At 52.3% G+C, this 18,243-nt stretch carries 19 protein-coding genes; 10 read left to right on the top strand and 9 right to left on the bottom strand.

Annotation, left to right across the window (positions count from 1 at the left end; genetic code table 11):
- The first annotated feature begins 91 nt into the window (after positions 1–91).
- Positions 92–955 (top strand): DMT family transporter, encoded by an 864-nt coding sequence (locus EOE67_RS17295; protein WP_127700585.1) that lies wholly within the window; start codon positions 92–94, stop codon positions 953–955.
- A gap of 11 nt (positions 956–966) precedes the next feature.
- On the opposite strand, the gene EOE67_RS17290 is transcribed toward EOE67_RS17295, so the two are convergent.
- Positions 967–1,248, bottom strand: coding sequence for a type II toxin-antitoxin system RelE/ParE family toxin (locus tag EOE67_RS17290; RefSeq protein WP_127700584.1), 282 nt, complete (start codon positions 1,246–1,248; stop codon positions 967–969).
- Complete coding sequence (locus EOE67_RS17285; RefSeq protein ID WP_127700583.1) at positions 1,245–1,517, bottom strand: CopG family ribbon-helix-helix protein; 273 nt, start codon at positions 1,515–1,517, stop codon at positions 1,245–1,247. The genes EOE67_RS17290 and EOE67_RS17285 overlap by 4 nt, the downstream gene beginning before the upstream one ends.
- Before the next feature lie 295 nt (positions 1,518–1,812).
- Between EOE67_RS17285 and EOE67_RS17280 the strand changes: the two genes are divergently transcribed.
- Together EOE67_RS17280 and EOE67_RS17275 are read left to right on the top strand one after the other, a co-directional pair.
- Positions 1,813–2,235, top strand: a complete 423-nt coding sequence (locus EOE67_RS17280) for a DUF2141 domain-containing protein (protein ID WP_127700582.1) — start codon at positions 1,813–1,815, stop codon at positions 2,233–2,235.
- Between the two features lie 51 nt (positions 2,236–2,286).
- Positions 2,287–3,786 carry a carotenoid oxygenase family protein gene (locus EOE67_RS17275; protein ID WP_127700581.1) on the top strand — a complete coding sequence of 500 codons (1,500 nt, stop codon included), beginning with the start codon at positions 2,287–2,289 and terminating at the stop codon, positions 3,784–3,786.
- 70 nt (positions 3,787–3,856) lie between these two features.
- Here EOE67_RS17275 and EOE67_RS17270 read toward each other — a convergent pair whose 3' ends face one another.
- Positions 3,857–4,537: a glutathione S-transferase family protein gene (locus tag EOE67_RS17270; RefSeq protein ID WP_127700580.1), complete on the bottom strand. Its 681-nt coding sequence runs from the start codon at positions 4,535–4,537 to the stop codon at positions 3,857–3,859.
- 78 nt (positions 4,538–4,615) lie between these two features.
- On the bottom strand, positions 4,616–5,521 hold the full coding sequence (locus EOE67_RS17265) for a LysR family transcriptional regulator (protein WP_127700579.1): 906 nt from the start codon (positions 5,519–5,521) through the stop codon (positions 4,616–4,618).
- Between the two features lie 154 nt (positions 5,522–5,675).
- On the opposite strand from EOE67_RS17265, the gene EOE67_RS17260 reads away from it, so the two are divergent.
- Positions 5,676–6,329 (top strand): NAD(P)-dependent oxidoreductase, encoded by a 654-nt coding sequence (locus EOE67_RS17260; RefSeq protein ID WP_127700578.1) that lies wholly within the window; start codon positions 5,676–5,678, stop codon positions 6,327–6,329.
- 3 nt (positions 6,330–6,332) lie between these two features.
- Here the strand turns inward: EOE67_RS17260 and EOE67_RS17255 are convergent, their stop codons facing one another.
- The 5 genes from EOE67_RS17255 to EOE67_RS21020 are packed head-to-tail and all read right to left on the bottom strand — an operon-like array spanning position 6,333 to position 9,988.
- Positions 6,333–8,102 (bottom strand): DUF7305 domain-containing protein, encoded by a 1,770-nt coding sequence (locus tag EOE67_RS17255; RefSeq protein WP_127700577.1) that lies wholly within the window; start codon positions 8,100–8,102, stop codon positions 6,333–6,335.
- 2 nt (positions 8,103–8,104) lie between these two features.
- Positions 8,105–8,653 (bottom strand): PilW family protein, encoded by a 549-nt coding sequence (locus tag EOE67_RS17250; RefSeq protein ID WP_164852418.1) that lies wholly within the window; start codon positions 8,651–8,653, stop codon positions 8,105–8,107.
- Entirely contained in the window at positions 8,653–9,150 is a 498-nt protein-coding gene (locus EOE67_RS17245; RefSeq protein WP_127700603.1) for a type IV pilus modification PilV family protein, read from the bottom strand. Before EOE67_RS17245 ends, EOE67_RS17250 begins: the two co-directional genes overlap by 1 nt.
- Positions 9,151–9,158: 8 nt before the next feature.
- Positions 9,159–9,623, bottom strand: coding sequence for a GspH/FimT family pseudopilin (locus EOE67_RS17240; protein ID WP_127700602.1), 465 nt, complete (start codon positions 9,621–9,623; stop codon positions 9,159–9,161).
- Positions 9,623–9,988, bottom strand: coding sequence for a type IV pilin protein (locus tag EOE67_RS21020; protein ID WP_276317450.1), 366 nt, complete (start codon positions 9,986–9,988; stop codon positions 9,623–9,625). The genes EOE67_RS17240 and EOE67_RS21020 overlap by 1 nt, the downstream gene beginning before the upstream one ends.
- Before the next feature lie 383 nt (positions 9,989–10,371).
- Between EOE67_RS21020 and EOE67_RS17230 the strand changes: the two genes are divergently transcribed.
- The 6 genes from EOE67_RS17230 to EOE67_RS17205 all read left to right on the top strand — a co-directional run bounded on the left by EOE67_RS17230 (position 10,372) and on the right by EOE67_RS17205 (position 18,213).
- On the top strand, positions 10,372–10,770 hold the full coding sequence (locus EOE67_RS17230; protein WP_127700575.1) for an MmcQ/YjbR family DNA-binding protein: 399 nt from the start codon (positions 10,372–10,374) through the stop codon (positions 10,768–10,770).
- Between the two features lie 209 nt (positions 10,771–10,979).
- On the top strand, positions 10,980–11,591 hold the full coding sequence (locus EOE67_RS17225; RefSeq protein WP_206099648.1) for a glutathione S-transferase family protein: 612 nt from the start codon (positions 10,980–10,982) through the stop codon (positions 11,589–11,591).
- Positions 11,592–11,655: 64 nt separating this feature from the next.
- Positions 11,656–12,951 carry an exonuclease subunit SbcD gene (gene sbcD / locus EOE67_RS17220; RefSeq protein ID WP_127700574.1) on the top strand — a complete coding sequence of 432 codons (1,296 nt, stop codon included), beginning with the start codon at positions 11,656–11,658 and terminating at the stop codon, positions 12,949–12,951.
- Positions 12,948–16,424 (top strand): SbcC/MukB-like Walker B domain-containing protein, encoded by a 3,477-nt coding sequence (locus EOE67_RS17215; RefSeq protein WP_127700573.1) that lies wholly within the window; start codon positions 12,948–12,950, stop codon positions 16,422–16,424. Before sbcD ends, EOE67_RS17215 begins: the two co-directional genes overlap by 4 nt.
- A gap of 125 nt (positions 16,425–16,549) precedes the next feature.
- Positions 16,550–17,617 carry a sensor histidine kinase gene (locus EOE67_RS17210; protein ID WP_127700572.1) on the top strand — a complete coding sequence of 356 codons (1,068 nt, stop codon included), beginning with the start codon at positions 16,550–16,552 and terminating at the stop codon, positions 17,615–17,617.
- A complete protein-coding gene (locus EOE67_RS17205) occupies positions 17,617–18,213 on the top strand; it encodes a response regulator transcription factor (protein WP_127700571.1) in 597 nt (198 codons plus the stop codon). The genes EOE67_RS17210 and EOE67_RS17205 overlap by 1 nt, the downstream gene beginning before the upstream one ends.
- Positions 18,214–18,243: the final 30 nt, after the last annotated feature.

The raw sequence follows: 18,243 nt of genomic DNA, 5'->3' as shown, positions 1-18,243 counted from the left end.
CGGAACCATCAGAAGCATCCTGCTGGCTGTGGTAGCATATTGTTCTAATTTTGGGGTCTTGGTGACAAGGCCCGCTGACAGGATCGGATAGATGCATCACAGCAATGACAGACCGCTTTATGGCATTTTGGCCATGCTGCTGGCGGTTTTTATGTTTTCCGGCATGGACGCCAGCATGAAAGCGCTGACTGAGCACTACAGTCCGCTGCAAATTACCTGCTTACGCGCCGCCTGCGCCTGGCCTTTTATTGTGCTGTGGTTATGGCATGGCAACCGGTTGCAACATCTGCTGCAAGCGCGTTGGTCGTTGCATCTATTTCGCGCCGCCCTTGGCATCGTGATGCTCTCCGCTTTTATCTATGCGCTTAAAACCTTGTCGCTGGCTGACGCTTACGCCATTTTCTTCGCGGCGCCGCTCCTGATCACCATGTTGTCGGTGTGGTGGCTCAAAGATTATGTCGCGCCGCGCCAATGGGTTGCCATTTTAGTTGGCATGGCGGCCGTGCTGTATATGCTCAAACCGGAAGGCGATCAGCTATTAAGCCTCGGCGCGCTGGCCGCGTTGTTATCGGCCTTTTGTTACGCGGTGTCAGGCATCACGGTGCGCATCCTGGCCAAAACCGAACCCAGCGGCAATATGGTGTTCTGGCTGATGACGATGATCGGCATCGGCGCAGGTTTATTGGCACTGCCTGACTGGCAACCACTGCACCTCATTCATTGGCCATACTTTTTAGCCATCGGCATTACCGGCGCCATCGGCCAGGTCTTTATCACCGAAGCCTTCCGGCTGGCCCCGCCTTCGGTGATCGCCCCCTTCGAATATTCCGCCCTGGTCTGGGGTTTGGGTTTTGACATTGTGTTGTGGCAAGTGTGGCCGGATAGTAGCCTGCTGCTGGGTGCATCAGTCATTATGGCCAGTGGTTTGTATTTGATTTGGCAGGAAAGGCGGTGATGGGTATGTCGTTAGCGTTCAGCTTCCAAACTATGCCAGACCCGAAGGATAATAATGACCGTGGCATGCACTGAATACCGCACCACGTAGTTGCCGAAAATCATGTCACGGACCGAGTCAGGCACCGGTGCCAACTCGACCGCCATGCCGATGTGAGGGAATTCTGGCAACAAACCGATTTTTTCAATCAACGCTGCCGCGATTTTGTTGGCAGCCGTGGGGTTGTGCTGAGCGATAAACTGACGCAGGCGTTTTAAATCTGTAATAGCATCCGCAGTGTAAACCAGTTTCACTTGCCAGGCTCCGGCGCGTCTTGCTCATCTTCGGTGCCCCAGCTCTGTAGCCAACTGTGCACCTCGCTGGCAGCAACGACCTTGCCTTGTGCCGCCGACTCCATTGCGGCAAGTGTTTGCTGCCAACGATCCAGCTCCAGTTGCTGCTTTTCGATGTATTCAGCCAACGCCTGATTGATCACCCAACCTTTACTCCGGTTGAGCCTGCCAGCTATTGCGTCCAACTGTTGTTCAACATCAACCTGAAGACGAACGGTCGTAACTCGCATATCGGGAACCTCTGCTTCATTGACTACAATGTATTACAGCATAGTAGATGAATGGCGTGAAGAGATTTGGCCAGTTACCTAACGTAGCTTCGAGTCATAAATACGGGCACTCATCGATTGTTTGGCAACACAAGTGTTCACAAGCGCCACTCGCGACAAAACCCACCAATAGCCCAAAAGTCACTTTTTATACCCCAAAAAATCGTGACTTCCAGCAGTTATGCCAGCGCCAGCGAAGCCTTAAAGTGGTGTCATCAGTCAGCGGGACTGACTCACTACTCCAAGGAACTTCATCATGAAAAAATTATCTGTAGCGACCTCATTACTGGCGGTATTACTGACTTCAGCTTTTTCTGCACAAGCCCATACCCTGACGGTCAATATTGATCAGATCCAAGAGCAAACGGGCAAATTGCATGTGGCGCTGTATCGCAGCGAGCAGTCTTATCAACAAGGTAAAGATGCGGTGGCGGCGGTGGTGAAAACGGTCAAAGGTGATTCCCAGCAACTGGTATTTCCGGATTTAGCAGATGGCCAATACGCGATTAAAATCATGCACGATGCCAATGACAACGGCGAGCTGGACCGCAACATCATGGGCATCCCAAGTGAAGGTTATGGCTTTAGCAACAACGCCGGTCAGTTTGGCCCGGCCAGTTTTGAAGACGCTGCTTTTGCGGTGGCTGCGGATACCAGCCTGACCATTCATATCCGTTAAGACGAATGTTGCGCTGTTAGATTGATTAACGTTATTTGCCGGAGGTATACCATGGATCGTCGCCGCTTTTTAACTGCCGCCATCGCTTGTGCCAGCTACAGTGCGCTGGCCAGCAACGCCGACAAACTGCTGACAGCAAGCCGTTCGCCAGTGATGGCGGCAAGCACAGCGCCATGGCGTAAAGCATTTGCCGGGGTGCGTGCCGATTTTTCGCCGCGGCAGCTGCAAACCGAAGGCCAATGGCCAGCCGATTTTAACGGCATGTTGCTGCGTAACGGTCCGGCACGGCTGGAGCGGGCGGGTGAGCGATATCAGCACTGGTTTGATGGCGATGGCATGGTGCAACAATTTACTTTCGCCAACGGCAAAGTACAGCACCAGGGCAAATTTATTCAGACCAAAAAATATCTGGTGGAAGAAATGGCGGGCGCTTTCCGTTACCACACCGCCGGTACTTTGGTGAAAAACCCATTACCGGCGCGCAATAACGATGATTTAAATACCGCCAATACCGCGCTGATCCCCTGGCAAGGTGAAGTGCTGGCGTTGTGGGAAGGTGGCTCGGCGCACCGGGTTGATCCACAAAGCCTCAGTACACTGGGTGTAAAAGATTTCGGCGAGCAGTACAAGCAACTGCCATTCTCGGCGCATCCGCTGCCGGATGGTCAGGGCGGGATGTGGAATTTTGGCACCTGGTATGTCAGCGGCCAGCCGTTGATGTTGCTGTACCATATCGGCGCAAAGTCCGAAATGCAGCGGATGCAGCAAATAACGCTGCCGCAAGCCAGTTACCTGCATGCCTTTAGTCAGACCGCAGAAAAATTGGTGTTTTTCTTAGGTGCTTGCGTCTACGAGCAAGGCCAGACTTTTATTGATGCATTTAAATGGCGGCCAGAGCTCGGTTCGCAGCTGCTGATCATTGATAAAACCGACTTTACGCAGCAGCAGTGGGTGGAATTGCCAGCCGGTTTTGCCTTCCATTGTGGGCAGGCCTGGCAGCAAGGCGGCAAGCTGCATTTGCAAGCCTGTTTATATCCGGACTCAGGCGTGATGCTGGAAGGCATGAGTTATTTGCTAACCGGTGATGGCCGTAAACAAAGCAGTGAAGCGGAGCTGGTGACTATTCGCGTGCCGCTGTCGAACAAGTCAGCCGCTGCCAAAATCGAGCGCAGTGGTCTGGTGATGGAGTTTCCACAGTTTGTTGCTGGTTTTCAAAGCACTGGATCTGCCGCGTCGGGCAAACCTGAAGTTGCGCCTTTGTTTGGCGTCAGCGGCAGCGATCGTAGCGAAGCCGGTTTGAGTGATAGTTTGGTGCGGATTGATGCCTCTGGCAGGCAACAAAAGTATCAATTTGCGCCGGGCGTGGTCGCCGAAGAGCCGTTATTAGTCAGCGGCGGTCGGCAGGTTTTAATCAGCTGGCTGGATTATCGCAAGAATCAAAGTGGTTTAAGTTTGTTTAACAGTCACGATTTAAACGCAGGCCCGGTCGCGCAGGCGAGGATGGACCGGATGTTACCGCTGGGGTTTCACGGCTGTTGGTTGGATGCATGAGTAAATAAAAAATGGGTCGAAGCTAATTGGCAATTAATTATCAATAATCAGCTTCGACCCTGTATTTGTTTTACAGTCGACGATAGTCCGCCACCACCCGACCATAATTACCAATTTCTGCTTCGTGGCTGACTTCGCGCCAGCTTTCGTCTAAAGCTGCTTCATACCATCGTTGCATCGCCGGCAGTTGCAGCAACTGTTGCACGTAGGCCATAGCTGGTGCGCTTAATTGCAGCCCATAACTTTGAATGCGAAATGCCACGGGCGCAAAAAACGCATCGACTGCACTAAAATCAGTTCCGGCTAGAAATGGCCCGCCAAATTGCTGCAAGCCTTGTTGCCACAACTCATCTAATCGTTGTAATTCTTTGGCGAGTGCCGCTGGCGGGTCTTGCAGCGCTACTCGGACACCACAATTCATGGTGCAAACACTGCGCAAAGTACCAAAACCGGCGTGCATTTCACTACAAGCGCTGCGGGCGAAATTACGGGCTACCGCATCTTGTGGCCAAACGCCAGGGTGGCGCTCGGCCAGATATTCGACAATCGCCAGCGATTCCCACACCACGACATCACCGTCATGCAGACAAGGCACTTTGCCGGTTGGCGAAAAGCTGCGGAAATTGTGATAGTTATTCGCGGCAAATTGCTGCAGTTGTTCGGTAAACGGAATATCCAGCTGCGTCAGTAATAACCAGGGCCGCAGCGACCAGGACGAATAATTTTTATTGGCGATAAAAAGCTGATACATAAACACCTCCTTGCGAATGGAGTTGCAGATTAACGCTGTCTGGTGCCGGGCTCAAGTGACAGTTGTGAGGGCTGCGCGTTATACCGCAGCCAGATACTGCTGTAAAAACGCCACAAACTGTCGCACTTTGGCTGGGCGGTGTGGCCCTGGCGGGTAGACTGCGTAAATACCTCCGCCCGGCAGTTGCCATTCGGGTAATACCCGTTGCAATAAACCTTGTTGCAGCATGGTTTTGGCACTGTAGTCGGGCAGCACGCCAAGGCCGGCGCCATGTAGGAGCAGCGAGGTCACTGTTTGGGTAGAACTGGTTTTAATGTTGCTCGGTAGCCTTAGATCCATCAGCTGATTGCCTTGGGTAAACCGCCACTGCTGTGGAGTTGGCAGCAGCGTAAAAGCGATTAAGTTCATGGTTTTTAAGTCATCCGGCTGCTGTGGCGGTGCAAATTTCTCCAGATAAGCCGGCGCCGCCAATAACCACTGCGCAAAATCACCCAGCCGCTGCGCTTTGAGACTGGAATCCTGCAACCAGCCAATCCGTATCGACAAATCAATGCCTTGTTTGATCAGGTCTTGCACCTGATCGCTGCTGCGAAGGTCCAGCTGCAGCTTTGGATGTAAACGCTGAAACTGCAGCAGCAACGGCACTAACACCCGGTTGCTGTAATCTTCCGGTGCGCTGATCACCAAAGTGCCACTGAGTTCAACCGCAGTTTGCGTCCGTAGTTGTAGCTGCTGTAATTCATCACGCAGTTCATCCAGCAGCGGCAAACACCGTTCCACCAACAAGGCGCCTTCGGCGGTTAAGCTGACTTGCCTGGTGGTACGCCGGAACAACGCCACGCCAAGTTGTTGCTCCAGTGCTTTGATTTGCAGACTGATTTTGGTTTTGCTGCTGCCAAGTCGTTCCGCAGCAGCGGTAAAACTACCACTGGCTGCCAGCGCCTGTACCAATAATAAGCTATTTAAATCCAAATCGTTTTTCATTAGATTGTTTAAATTTACGAAACAGTGAATTGTAGATTAGCTGATTTTTCTTTAGTAATCGACCGTCGATAATAGCGCCATTGCCGGAGCTACTGTTGTAGTCAGCCTGGTCTGGCGCAGATCACTCTCCATCCCTGATGAAAGGACAACAGCTATGAACAAGTTCAACAAAATTGCCATTATCGGCGCCTCGGGTTTTATTGGCGCTGCTTTAACCAAAGAAGCCCTGGCGCGGGGTTTACAGGTCCGGGCGCTGGTCAGTCGGCCGGAACGTATCGACGCAGCAGCCAATTTAGAGGTCGTTGGTGTGGATGTGATGAATACCGACGCCTTAGCCGCCGCCCTTGCCGGTGTCGATGTGGTGCTGAGTGCCTTTAGCGGCCATGCGCAAACGGATGTCGCAGGTTATTATTTATCAGGCTTTGCTTCGATTTTGGCCGCCGTTAAAGCCCAAAGTATTGCCCCGCGACTGCTGTTGGTTGGTGGCGCGGCGTCATTGCAGTTGCCCGATGGCACCAAGCTGCTCGATCACCCAAACTTTCCGGCAGAGTATCGCGCCACGGCCGAAGGTGCTTATGCCGCACTGCAACTATTAAAAACTGAGGCATCGTTGCAGTGGAGTTATTTATCACCGGCAGCGGAAATTTTCCCTGGCGCTAAAACCGGACAGTTCCGGATTGGTGGCGATCAGTTACTGACCGACGCCAACGGCAAAAGTCGCATTTCGACCGGTGATTATGCGGCGGCGCTGCTGGATGAACTGCAACAGCCACAGCAGCAAAACCGACGTTTTAGTGTGGCGTATTAAGCGTTAGTTCCAGCCATGAAACACAATGCGCGGGTTGACGCTGCCAGTTGACCCGCCAGCTTCTACTTTACCCAGCGCCTGGTCGTAACGGATTTTGCCGGCACCGCCGACGCTGACGGTTTTTCCGACTGCTGAGCCCGAGAACACTCCGGCTAAACTGTCCATTTTGATATCGGTGCGCGGGGCATAAATAGCAGCGTAAATGGATTTAATCCCGCCATTGAGTTTGATGCCATCTTTGCCACTATAAGAGGAATAAATTGCCATCACCGGTCGGCCATCAACAATGCCTTGTGGCTCGCCGACCGGGAATTGATCATTAATCACTTTAGCGCCGGCGGTAAATTCAATCCGGCCACTGGTGATAATGGTCAGCGAACTGCCGTGGTTAATCTGCAATGCCGAATCGCCGCCAAACACCATATCGCCAGCAATAAACAAGGTGATATGGCCATTAATAATCAGTTTGCCTTCGCTGCCGCCATTGACGTTGCTGACAAAATACATCGGCTGGCTTTTTTTCAAAAACAGGCCGTTGGCTGGAGTAAGGCTCGCGGGTAAATTTGCGACATCGGTATGTTTGCCTTCAAGCGTAGTTAAAGTGTAGATCTTACGATCCCAGGCTTGACGCACATTGAGCGGCGGCAGTGTGGCTGGTTGCTCCACGGCATCGACGGCTTCGCTGATCCGTAGCGGATCGCATAACGGGTTAAAACTTTCACTGGCTTCGTCGTCGTTATCGACCGGCAGTAACGGCACCGAAGCAAAGCTCAAATCGGTTTGCTGCTGGCCAAGCCCTGCCGGATTGACACTGCCGCGGTACCGCAATAAAGCGGGCTGCAAAATACTGCCGCTGTAGCCTGCTAACTTCACATCGCCGTAGACTTCAACCGCGCCATTGATTTTGGCATTGTTGGTGACGGTCAAATTGCCCTGGGTACGTAAACCGCCTTGCAACTTGGCGACGTTTTTCACGTTGATATGGCTATTGGCTTTCACTTCGCCTTCGACCACCACCGTATTGTTGACATCAATGGTGCCGACCGCCCACACCTGTTTTTTAATCACGGCACTGGCGTTATTCAGCAGAATATTACCGTTGGCGTGTAGTTTGCCGCTGATCACCGAGGAGCCGGTTAAAGTGATATTGCCGGTTGAAAGCACATCGCCGATCACCGGTGAATCGCCGACTAACGTGACGCTGCCGCCATCGGTGACGGTCCGTACCACCACGTTGGTGTCGGCCGCGAGTGGGTTTGACGAATCATAGCTGGTAATACCGCCGCTGGCCGTGAGGTCAACGGCATTACAACCGGTGACGGCATGCGCAAACGGAAACAGGCTGACGCCGCTGCCGCTGATCCGTTTAAACATGACTTTGCGCGTGGCGGCACTGTCGTCGTACCGGGCGCCATCAGCGCTGACCGCAAATCCCTGTGCGTTCAGTTCGGCCGCGCCGGCCTGATATGTTCGGCCACCCGATGCACTCGCTGTGGTCACTGCAGCCACAGCCGCCAGTTCAGCATCGCTGGCACTGGCATTGGCCGGATCTTTGGCAAAGGCGTTGAGCTGATGAAAACTTTCAAATACCGCTTTGTCTGCCAGCAGTTCGGCATTGAGCTTTTTCTGGAAATTACCGCTCATCCGCTCCTGCGACACTGAGCTATTCAACGCCGTGAATACCAGTAAACTGGCGATGGTGGTGAGCATCAGCACAAACAGCAAGGACATGCCCTGTTGTTGACGTGCGGCGAAGTGCAACTGGTGGCGCATGTTTAGGTTTCCCGTGCCAGAATGACCGATTTCAACGCAATTTGCAGCCGCACATAGGGCTCGTTACTGGCGTCACCATTCAGATCGGCTTGCGGGTAATTCAGCGGTAAACCACGTGGTGCGAGCCGGGTGGTCAGCAGATCACCATTGATGGAAAAATCGAGTGCAATCAGGCCGGTAACCAAACTGATCCAGAGACCGCCATTAATGCGACATTGCAGTTCGCTACCGTCAAAGCGGAATTCTTCGACAAAGGCGACTGCCTGGACCGTGCCGCTGCAATCCGATTGATTGTTACTGCTATTGAGCTGTTCAACGCGTAGTAGGTTGGCTGTCAGGCTGACCACTGCGCCTTTGCGAACACTGTTATTGAGCATATCGCGGCTGCTTCTGAGCACTTCCTGGGCATTTTCCAGCGCATTCACTTCATTGACGGTATGTTTGATGGCGATCATCGCGCCGCCCATGCCGACCATGATCAGGCTGGACAACAGCAAGGTGACCATCAGTTCAACCAGGGTAAAACCCTGGGTGGCACGAAACTGTTGCATCAGATACATCCTGTTGGGTTGCCGTTGCGCAGCCACGGAAAGCTGCTTTGAATGTCCATGATATTGGCTTCGCCATCGTCTAACCTGACATCGTTCCAACTGACGGCCAGTTCCAGCATCGTCAAAGGCAAAGGGGCTGCCGGTGCTGGTTGATAAGGTGAAACGTTAAAGGCAAAGGCTTCAAAATCAATTTGATAACCAGCCGGGTCCAGATCTGTCTGCGGTTGTAAGGTGTTGATAAAAGCCGCATCAAACAACACGCCACCTTGTTGCAGTGCACAAAGTTGCGGCCAAATCCGCTCCACAGCGTTATGCGCCTGAATGGTGGCTACGGTATAACTCAGGCTGCTGCCTGCATATTGCAGCGCTTTAATCTGTGCACTGGCAAGGCCAAGCAAGCCAAGGCTCGCCAGCAACATGGCCACCAGCGCTTCAATCAGACTAAAGCCTTGGGACCGGCCCTGGCATTGAATTTGGGTTTGAATGTGGGTTCGCATCACCAGAGTCAGCCTAAATGAGTGCAAGCCTGACTTTGGATCGTCAGCTGGCCACTGGGGAAAATGCACAACCATTTGGCGGCGTCGGTGTGTTGGCTATGGCTGATCGAGACTGAAGCCGGAGTCGCGAAGCCAGCCTGGCTGACATTCACTAAATCCAGTCCGGTGACCGCAATGGCGGCATCTTTGAGCTGAAAACTGCGGATGCTGCGATCCTGTTGATCGGGTAACTCCACCTGCCAGTTACCGCCGGCGCCGGCAACTATATTGACCTGCTTATTGCGTTTAATCGCTTCGCTGCGGGCAAATTTGTACATCGCTTGTAATTGATTCACCGCCTGGGTATGGCGTTCTTGCTGGATCAATTGCAAGTACGCCGGCAGCGCCAATGACACCAGAATGGCGGCAATGCCCAGAACTACCAGCAGTTCGAATAGGGTGAAGCCTTGTTGTATGTGATGATGGTGTTTCATTATTGCACCCAGCAGCTGTCGTCACCGGTTGCAGCAGTTCTCATGCCCTGCTGATTGAGGCTGAGTGCGCCACATAACGGGTCATCCACTGGGGTGGCGGTGAAGGTGAATTGATCTGCTGCGCTGCGCTCGTAACTGAAACTGTAATAGTCGGTTGCGGTAAGTTCGTGTTGCGCCGGGTACGTGCCGTTGCGGCTGTAGCTGCGTTCCAACAGGTTGGTTTGCTCCAGCATCAGGCGTTGTGCATCGGTGCGGCGGCCCGATTTAAGGTAACTGTCGTAGCTTGGATAAACCAAACTGGCCAGAATGGCAACGATGGCGACAACCACCATCAGTTCAATCAAAGTAAATCCATAATTTTTCACAAAAACCTCACAACAGCGGTTATTTTAAATTATTTAACGTTTGACAGCGTTGTCATTTTTAGCAAAAAATAAATTACCCAAGGGTAATTCAGTAAAATCAGATGTTTCGGCTATAACTGGACTGCCAGATGGCCTTTTGCGCTGGAAATATAACCAACTTTATAGTCAAAGGTCAAATATTTTGTTTCAAAAGTTGCAAAATAGTTTATTTGGTGGGATTTTCCGTGAAAGGGCTTTCAGACACCTAACTTACCTGCAATAAATACCGGTTGGTTTTGTCCGCTGGAACTTCGTCACGGAACGGGATAAATTGGGGCGATGCCTGAGGTTGTGCCTGGCACCAACACTTAGCTCTCAATTCACGAGTCAATTCAAGGACAGCCATGGACTTTCAATCCTGTCGTGATCACTGCCTGATGCAACTGCAAAGCATCGAGGATTTTCCTTTTGGGCCAGATGTTTATGTCTATAAAGTGGTGGGCAAAATTTTCGCTATTTTGTCCGAACAACGCACGGAACCGAGCACAGTACCAGGCGATCAGCCAAGTCGCATCGCCAGCATCAATTTAAAATGTGACCCCACTGAAGCGCTGATGCTACGGCAGATTTTTCCGGCGGTGACGCCTGGATATCATATGAATAAACAGCACTGGAACACTGTGCTGCTCGATGCTTCGGTACCTGAAAATGAAATCAAACGGATGATTGAAACCTCTTATGCACTGGTGGTGAAAAGCCTGCCGCAAGCGAAAAGACCGCTGTTGTCACTCACCTCGAATTGAAAGTGCGGACATTATAGTTTGCGGCGGGACACCCATCATCGACGGGTGAGAACTGCCAGTTTTGTTGGGCATTCTGGCAATTTTCACGCTGGCAGCATTGCTGAAATATGGTTAAGGTAAATATCTGAAACTTACGCTTTTCTGTTCGTAGGTAAGTCCAACATTCGCCCATACCAACATTCGCCGAAAAAAAGCCAAAGGATAGCGCCATGATTGCTTGCCCAAAAATTACTCTATTTCATAACCCACAAAGCCGCTCGGCCGGTGTGTGTATTCTGCTGGAAGAACTTGCTTTACCTTGCGAGATTCAACTGGTTGATTTTAAAGATAAGCCTGCCGCGCTGTTGGCGGTAAATCCGCTCGGCAAAGTGCCAACTTTAGTTGCCGATGGTGCTGTGATCACTGAACAAGTGGCGATTTTTCAGTTTTTGGCGGAATTGGCGCCAGAGAAAGGTTTAAGCCCGGCCGTTGGCGATCCGTTGCGTGGCCCTTACTTACGGGCGCTGGCGTTTTATGGCAGCAGCTTTGAACCGGCGATGATCGACAAAGCCCTGAAGCGCGATAGCGGTTCAGCCGGGATGAGCCCTTATGGCAGCATTGAAGCCGTCGAAGCGATTGTGCGGGCACGATTAGCGCAAGGACCCTGGTGGCTGGGCGAACAATTTACTGCCGCCGATGTGTTGTGGGGCGCATCATTAAGCTGGATCACCCAGTTTGGTTTACTGGAAAAAACGCCGGAAATTGCGGCTTATTTAGAGCGGTTTTCAGAGCGGCCTTCAGTGGCTGCAGCCAAAGCAAAAGATGCTGCTTTAACTGCTTAGGCTGATGATATGATAAGCCCTGCAGTTGAATCGTTAACGATCAGTATCCAGGGCTTTGATAAATATGCGGATTTTACACACTTCTGACTGGCACCTTGGCCAGCACTTTATTGGTAAAAGCCGCGCTGCGGAACATCAGGCATTTTTTCGCTGGTTGAAACAACAAATCATCACCCTAAACGCTGATGTCTTGTTGGTGGCTGGCGATATTTTTGATACGGCCACTCCACCCAGTTATGCCCGCGAGCTTTACCATCAACTGATTGTCGATTTGCAGCCAACCGGCGTGCAGCTGGTGTTGTTGGGTGGTAATCACGACTCGGTGGCGGTGCTTCAGGAAAGCGCCACCTTATTAAAATGCCTGCACACCACGGTGGTGCCGGGTTATCAGACCGATCTGAATACGCATTTAATTCCGCTCAGCCACAAAAATGGCGACATTGGCGCGGTACTGGCGGCGGTGCCTTTTCTGAGGCCACGAGATTTATCACAGCGCGACGATGGCAAAAGCCAGCCAGGACAAACCGCTGCGGAAAAATCGACCCAGCTGCAAAGCCAAATCAGTCAGGTGTATCAGGAACTGTATCAAGCTGCAGCCGACCTTGCGGCAACCTTACAAACGCAACAAGGCCAAACGGCACCATTACCCTTAATCGCCACCGGCCATCTCACCACAGTCGGCGCCAGTTCGACTGAATCGGTGCGCGAGATTTATATCGGAACGCTGGAAGCCTTGCCCGCCAGCTGTTTGCCGCCATTTTCCTATATTGCGCTGGGCCATATTCATCAGGCGCAAAAAGTCGCAGGTTCGGATTTTATCCGTTATAGCGGCTCGCCGATTGCGCTCAGTTTTGATGAAGCCAGCCAGCAAAAACAGCTACTCTTGGTCGATTTTCAGCAAGACCCGGCCAGTACCGAGCTGACAAACCCCACAGTCAGCAGCATCGATATCCCCTGTTTTCAGCCATTACTGAGCCTGAAATCTGATCTCGCCAGTCTCAAGCAACAGCTACAACCAGCATTGGCCAAACTCGCCGACGGTGAACAACTGTGGCTGGAACTCGTGGTCAGTGGCGAAACGGCATTGTTATCTGATTTACAGCTACAATTGCAGGAACAGCTCGCCGATTTGCCGGTAGAACTACTGAAACTACGCCGCGAACGGGTCGCCACGCGCGCCGGTGAAGCCGCTGCCTTTGAACCTTCATTATTAGAATTAACCCCCGCCGACGTGCTACAAAGCCGCTTGTCGCATGAAAGCTTAACCGACGAACTCAGCAGCCGTTTGACTCAGCTGCACCAACAAGCATTGGATACAGTGTTGCAGTCTGAGCCTGCAGCGTCGGAGGCTGAGGCATGAAAATTCTGTCGGTGCGACTGCAAAACCTCAATTCACTACGCGGTGAATGGAAAATCGATTTTCGTGACGAAGCCTTTGCCCAAAGTAATTTATTTGCCATCACCGGGCCAACCGGCGCTGGTAAAAGTACCTTGCTTGATGCGATTTGTCTGGCGCTGTATCACCAAACTCCAAGACTGAAAAACCTCAGCCAAAGCAGCAACGAGCTGATGAGTCGCCACACCGCTGAATGTTTGGCGGAAGTGGAATTTTCGGTGCGCGAGCAAAGTTACCGCGCGTTTTGGAGTCAACGCCGTTCGCGCGGCGCCATTGATGGCAATCTGCAGGCGGCCAAAGTGGAGCTGGCAACGCTGGACGGCACTATTCTGACTGACAAAACCACCGAAAAGCTCAAACTAACCGAGCAACTCACCGGCCTCGATTTTGCCCGTTTTACCCGTTCGATGTTGTTATCGCAGGGCAACTTTGCCGCTTTTTTAAATGCCAGCGCCAACGAACGGGCGGAGCTTTTGGAAGAGCTGACCGGCACCGAAATTTACAGTCAGATTTCGATGCAGGTATTTCAGAATTGTCGTGAGCTGGAGCAACAACAACAAATTACCCAGGCGAAATTAAGCGGTTTGCAGCTATTAAGCGCCGAGCAACTGGCTGAACTTGGCAGCACCGAACAACAATTGCTGGCCGCCCAGCAACTGCAACTCAATAAGCAGCAACAACTGCAACCAAAACTGGACTGGTGGACGCAGTTTGAAGCAGCCACAGCCCAACAACAACAGGCAAAACAGCAGTTACAACAAGCTGAGCAGGCGCTGGATCAGGCCAAGGTAGGTTTGGCGAAACTCGACAGTTATCCGCAGGTGCAAAAACTGCAGCCGCTGTATCAGCAATTGGTGGACGCGCGCCAGCAACGCGATGATTTAGCGCAGCAACAGCAACTATGGCAGCAGAAATTCGCCCCATTAAGCCAGGCGGCGCAGCACAGCAGTCAGCAGATTTGGCAACTGCAGCAACAGCGATTGGCGGTCTTCACAGCGCAACAGCAGCAGCTGCAGCAGCAACATCAGCAGTTACAACAGCAAGTAGCCCGGCGCAGCTCAGCTGCAGAGCTCGCGGAAATACTTGCTGCCTGCCGGCCACAATTACAGCAACTGCAACAACAACAGCAGCAAGCGGAAAAACTGGCAACGCAGGTCGTCGGCCTCAGTGCGCAACTGCAGCAACAACTTGGCAGCGGCCAGCAGAAAAAACTGCATGAACAACAACTACAAAGCGCTCAGCAGCAAGCCGGACAAAAACTTACGCAGTTGCAGCAAAGTCAGCAACAATTAGATGCTCCGCTCCTGCAGCAGCAACTGGTTTTAATGCAGCAAGATCAGCACGCGCTGAGCGATTTTATTCGCATCGCACGCCAGCTCTGGCAACAGCACAGCAAACAACAGCAGTTGCAGCAAGATAGTCAGCAACAGCAATTAACAGAGCAGCAATTGCAGCAGCAACTGTTGCAGTTACGGCAGCTCTACAAAGAACAAACCGACAAGGTCAAAGACAAAGAACTGATCCTGCGCCAGCAGCAAAAAATCACCGAGTTGACGGCGCTGCGGGCAACTTTGCAGCCAGGCGATGCCTGTCCGCTGTGCGGTAGCACTGAACATCCGGCGATTGAACATTACCAAACACTGGACCCAAGCGAAGCCGAGCAAGCACTGCTGCTGGCGAAACAGCAGCAAGATGCATTGCGGCTGCAAGGCGAACAGTTACAACAACAAATCGCCCGTCTGCAAACTCAGCAAAGTGGAGCTCAGGCGCAGTTGGCCGAACTGTCGCAACAGCTATTCCAGTTGCAGACGCAGTTGGACGGCGCGCCTTTGTCAGCAGAACTTCGCCTTGCTGCGACGTTGGCGTTTCAGCAGCAGGATGACAGCCAGCTGCAACAATTATTGGCACAGTTACAACACCAGCTGAGCGTCGTTCAGCAGCAAGTGGCGCTGTTTCAGCAGCAACAACAAGCGTTACTGGAATCCCAGCAACAGCTTCAATTAGCACAGACCCAGCTCCAACAATTGGCGCAGGAATTGGCACTGGAACGGCAGCAATATCAGCAGTGGCAAAAAGATCAGCAAGCTTTGCAGCAGCAGCTAACGGAGTTGCAACAAGACATGCAGCGCCAGTGCAGTGTGCTACAGCAACAGCTTCGTGATCCGGCTCTGGCAACTGATCCGACAATCGCTGATCTCAATGCGCTGACGAAGCAGCTACAACAGCGACAACAACAGTTACAGCAGTGGCAACAGCAAGAGCAGCAGCTGACGTTGTTCGCCCAAAAGCTGCAACAATTGAATCCGCAAGCCCAGCAGGCCGCGCATGAATTACAGCAGTGGCAGTCGCAGCTGGCGATGGCCGCACCAACAGTTGCAGTGCAAGCCGCGTTGCCAGACGATGTGGCAATGTTGGCGCAACAGCTCGCAACGCACAGCAGTGACTGGCAACAGCAACAGCAGCAACTAGCCACTTTGCAGGGCGAACAACAAAGCCTGCAACAGCGTCAGCAACAACAGTCCAGCGCGCTGGAACAACTCCAACAACAATGGCAACAAGCGCTGAAAGCCAGTCCATTTGCCAGCGACGTGGCTTTTATTACCGCCATTTTGACCGAACAACAACTGCAGCAATTACAGCAACAAAAACAACAATTGCAGGACGCACAGACTGCTGCACAAGCCTTGCTACAACAGGCTGAACAGCAACTGTTGGAACTTGCCAGTCGCAAAACGGCGTTGGCGGAAACAGCCGAAGAATGGCCCGCTAAAAACGTGCTGGAACAACAACGTGCCGATATTCAGCAACAGCTGCAACAGCTGAGTGAGCAGCTCGGGCAAATCCGGCAGCAACTGAAGCAACAGCAGGAATTGGCGAGCACGCAAGCCGGGCTTTATCAGCAGTTGCAAGATCAACAAGCGCTGTATCAGGATTGGCAAAAACTCAATACGCTGATTGGCTCGGCCAATGGTGATAAATACCGCCGGTTTGCCCAAGGGCTGACGCTGCAACAACTGATAGTGCTGGCCAACCGGCAACTCGATAAACTGCACAGCCGTTATCAGCTGGCGCGCAAAGCCGACAGCGAATTAGAACTCTGGGTGCTCGACAGCTGGCAGGCCGATGCGGTTCGCGATACCAAAACTTTGTCTGGTGGTGAGAGTTTTCTGGTCAGTCTGGCGCTCGCGTTGGCGCTCTCCGATTTAGTCAGCCATAAAACCCGCATCGACTCGTTGTTCCTGGATGAAGGTTTTGGCACCCTGGACCCGGACACACTGGAAACAGCGTTGGCGGCGCTCGATTCACTGCAAAGCAGCGGCAAGATGATTGGGATTATCAGCCATGTTGAAGCGCTGAAAGAACGTATTCCTGTGCAGATTAAAGTGCAAAAACAAGCGGGATCGGGCTGGAGTCAGCTGGTATTGCCACAGTTTTAAGGCGCGGACAAAGATGACATTTGTCATGCTTTTTTGCTGACAGTGCAGGCTGGTCGAGGCGCTGCTTTGAAATTAAGCTGCGGTAGTCAATTTCGAGCTTTCGAACAATTTCGCAGAGGCGAGCTATGGATCACATCAAACTTGAACGGCGCTGGGCCTGGGTCTATCTGATCAATCTGGTTTTTTTCCTATTGCCGCTGTTTTATGGCAACTACAGCACAGCGCAAATCGGCCTGATGTTGCTGGCGATGGCGCTGTTTATTGGTTGTTATTATTGGGGTTATTACACGCCATCGCCGCAAATGTGGCGACCGGTGCTGGCAATGGTGCTGATCGCCACAGCGGTGACACCCTGGAATCCTGGCTCAATTGCGATGTTTGCTTATTGCGGTTTTTTTATCGGGTTCAGTTACCGGCCGGCGATGGCCGCAATTGCCGTTGGTTCGGTACTCGCATTACTGGCGTTGTTACAATACTGGCTGCAGTTTGATGGACCCTATTTTCTAGCCTATGGCTCGGTTCTGTTGCTGGGCATCACGCTGTTTGGCTATCTGGAACGGTTGCGTCAGGTCAATATCCGGCAAAAGCAGCAAAGTCAGGAAGAAATCACCCAACTGGCGCAAATGGTCGAGCGGGAACGGATTGCCCGCGATTTACACGATATTATGGGCCACAGTTTATCGTCGATTATCCTCAAAGCGGATCTCGCCAATGCGCTGCTCAAAGCGCAGCGGCCGGAACAGGCACAGCAACATCTGACCGAACTGGCGCAAATCGCCCGTGATTCGTTATCACAAGTACGGCAGACCGTTTCAGGTTACAAACATAAAGGTTTGTTAGCCGAAGTGTCGGGGTTGGCGCAGCGTTTACGCGAACATGGTTTTGCGGTGCAGCTTAGCGGCGAAGTGCCCAAACTCGCTGTACGGGAAGAATCGGCACTCATTTTGGTGCTGACAGAACTTGTCACCAATATTTTGCGGCACAGCAAAGGCGACAGCTGTAGCATCACCTTTAGCGAAGATGCCGTGGGTTGGAATTGCCAGATCACTGACAATGGCGTTGTGCAGCAACTGGGTTTTGGCAATGGCCTGACCGGCGTGCGCGAACGGCTGGATGCACTGCAGGCAAGACTTGAGTACAAGCTAGACCAAGGCTGTCAGTTGCAGATTTGGTTGCCTAAAGGAAAAGCATAATGCGAATTTTACTGGCTGAAGATCAGGCGATGGTGCGCGGCGCACTGGCATCGTTAATTACGTTAAGCAGCCCCCATCAGATTATTGAAGCCGCCGATGGCGATGCCGCGCTGAAACTATTAAAAACCGACAGCTTTGATTTATTGCTGACCGATATTGAAATGCCCGGTCGCAGCGGATTGGAACTGGCCGCCTGGTTACAGCAGCAAAAAAGCCCGACCAAAGTGGTGGTGATCACCACCTTTGGCCGCAGTGGTTATATCAAACGTGCACTCGATTGTGGCGTCAGCGGTTTTTTACTGAAAGACGCGCCGGTCAGCGATTTACTGTCGGCGCTGGATAAAGTGATGGCCGGCAAACGTGTGATCGACAGCGAACTGGCGTTATTGGCGCTGGGCGAAACCGATCCACTGAACGACAAAGAACGCCGCGCCTTGCGTCTGGCCGGAGAGGGCAAATCTACCGCTGAAATCGCCGGTATTTTATTTATCGCCGAAGGCACAGTGCGTAATTATTTATCCGAAGCCATGGCCAAACTCAATGCTGCCAATCGGATTGACGCAGCGCGGATTGCGCAGCAGAAGGGGTGGTTGTAGGGTTTTTGGGAATGAAATCAGCGCTAACAA

Source organism: Rheinheimera riviphila, from assembly GCF_004005945.1.
GTDB lineage: Bacteria > Pseudomonadota > Gammaproteobacteria > Enterobacterales > Alteromonadaceae > Pararheinheimera > Pararheinheimera riviphila.
The sequence above is the reverse complement of the archived record's forward strand: the minus strand, read 5'-3'. Positions and strand labels throughout refer to the sequence as shown.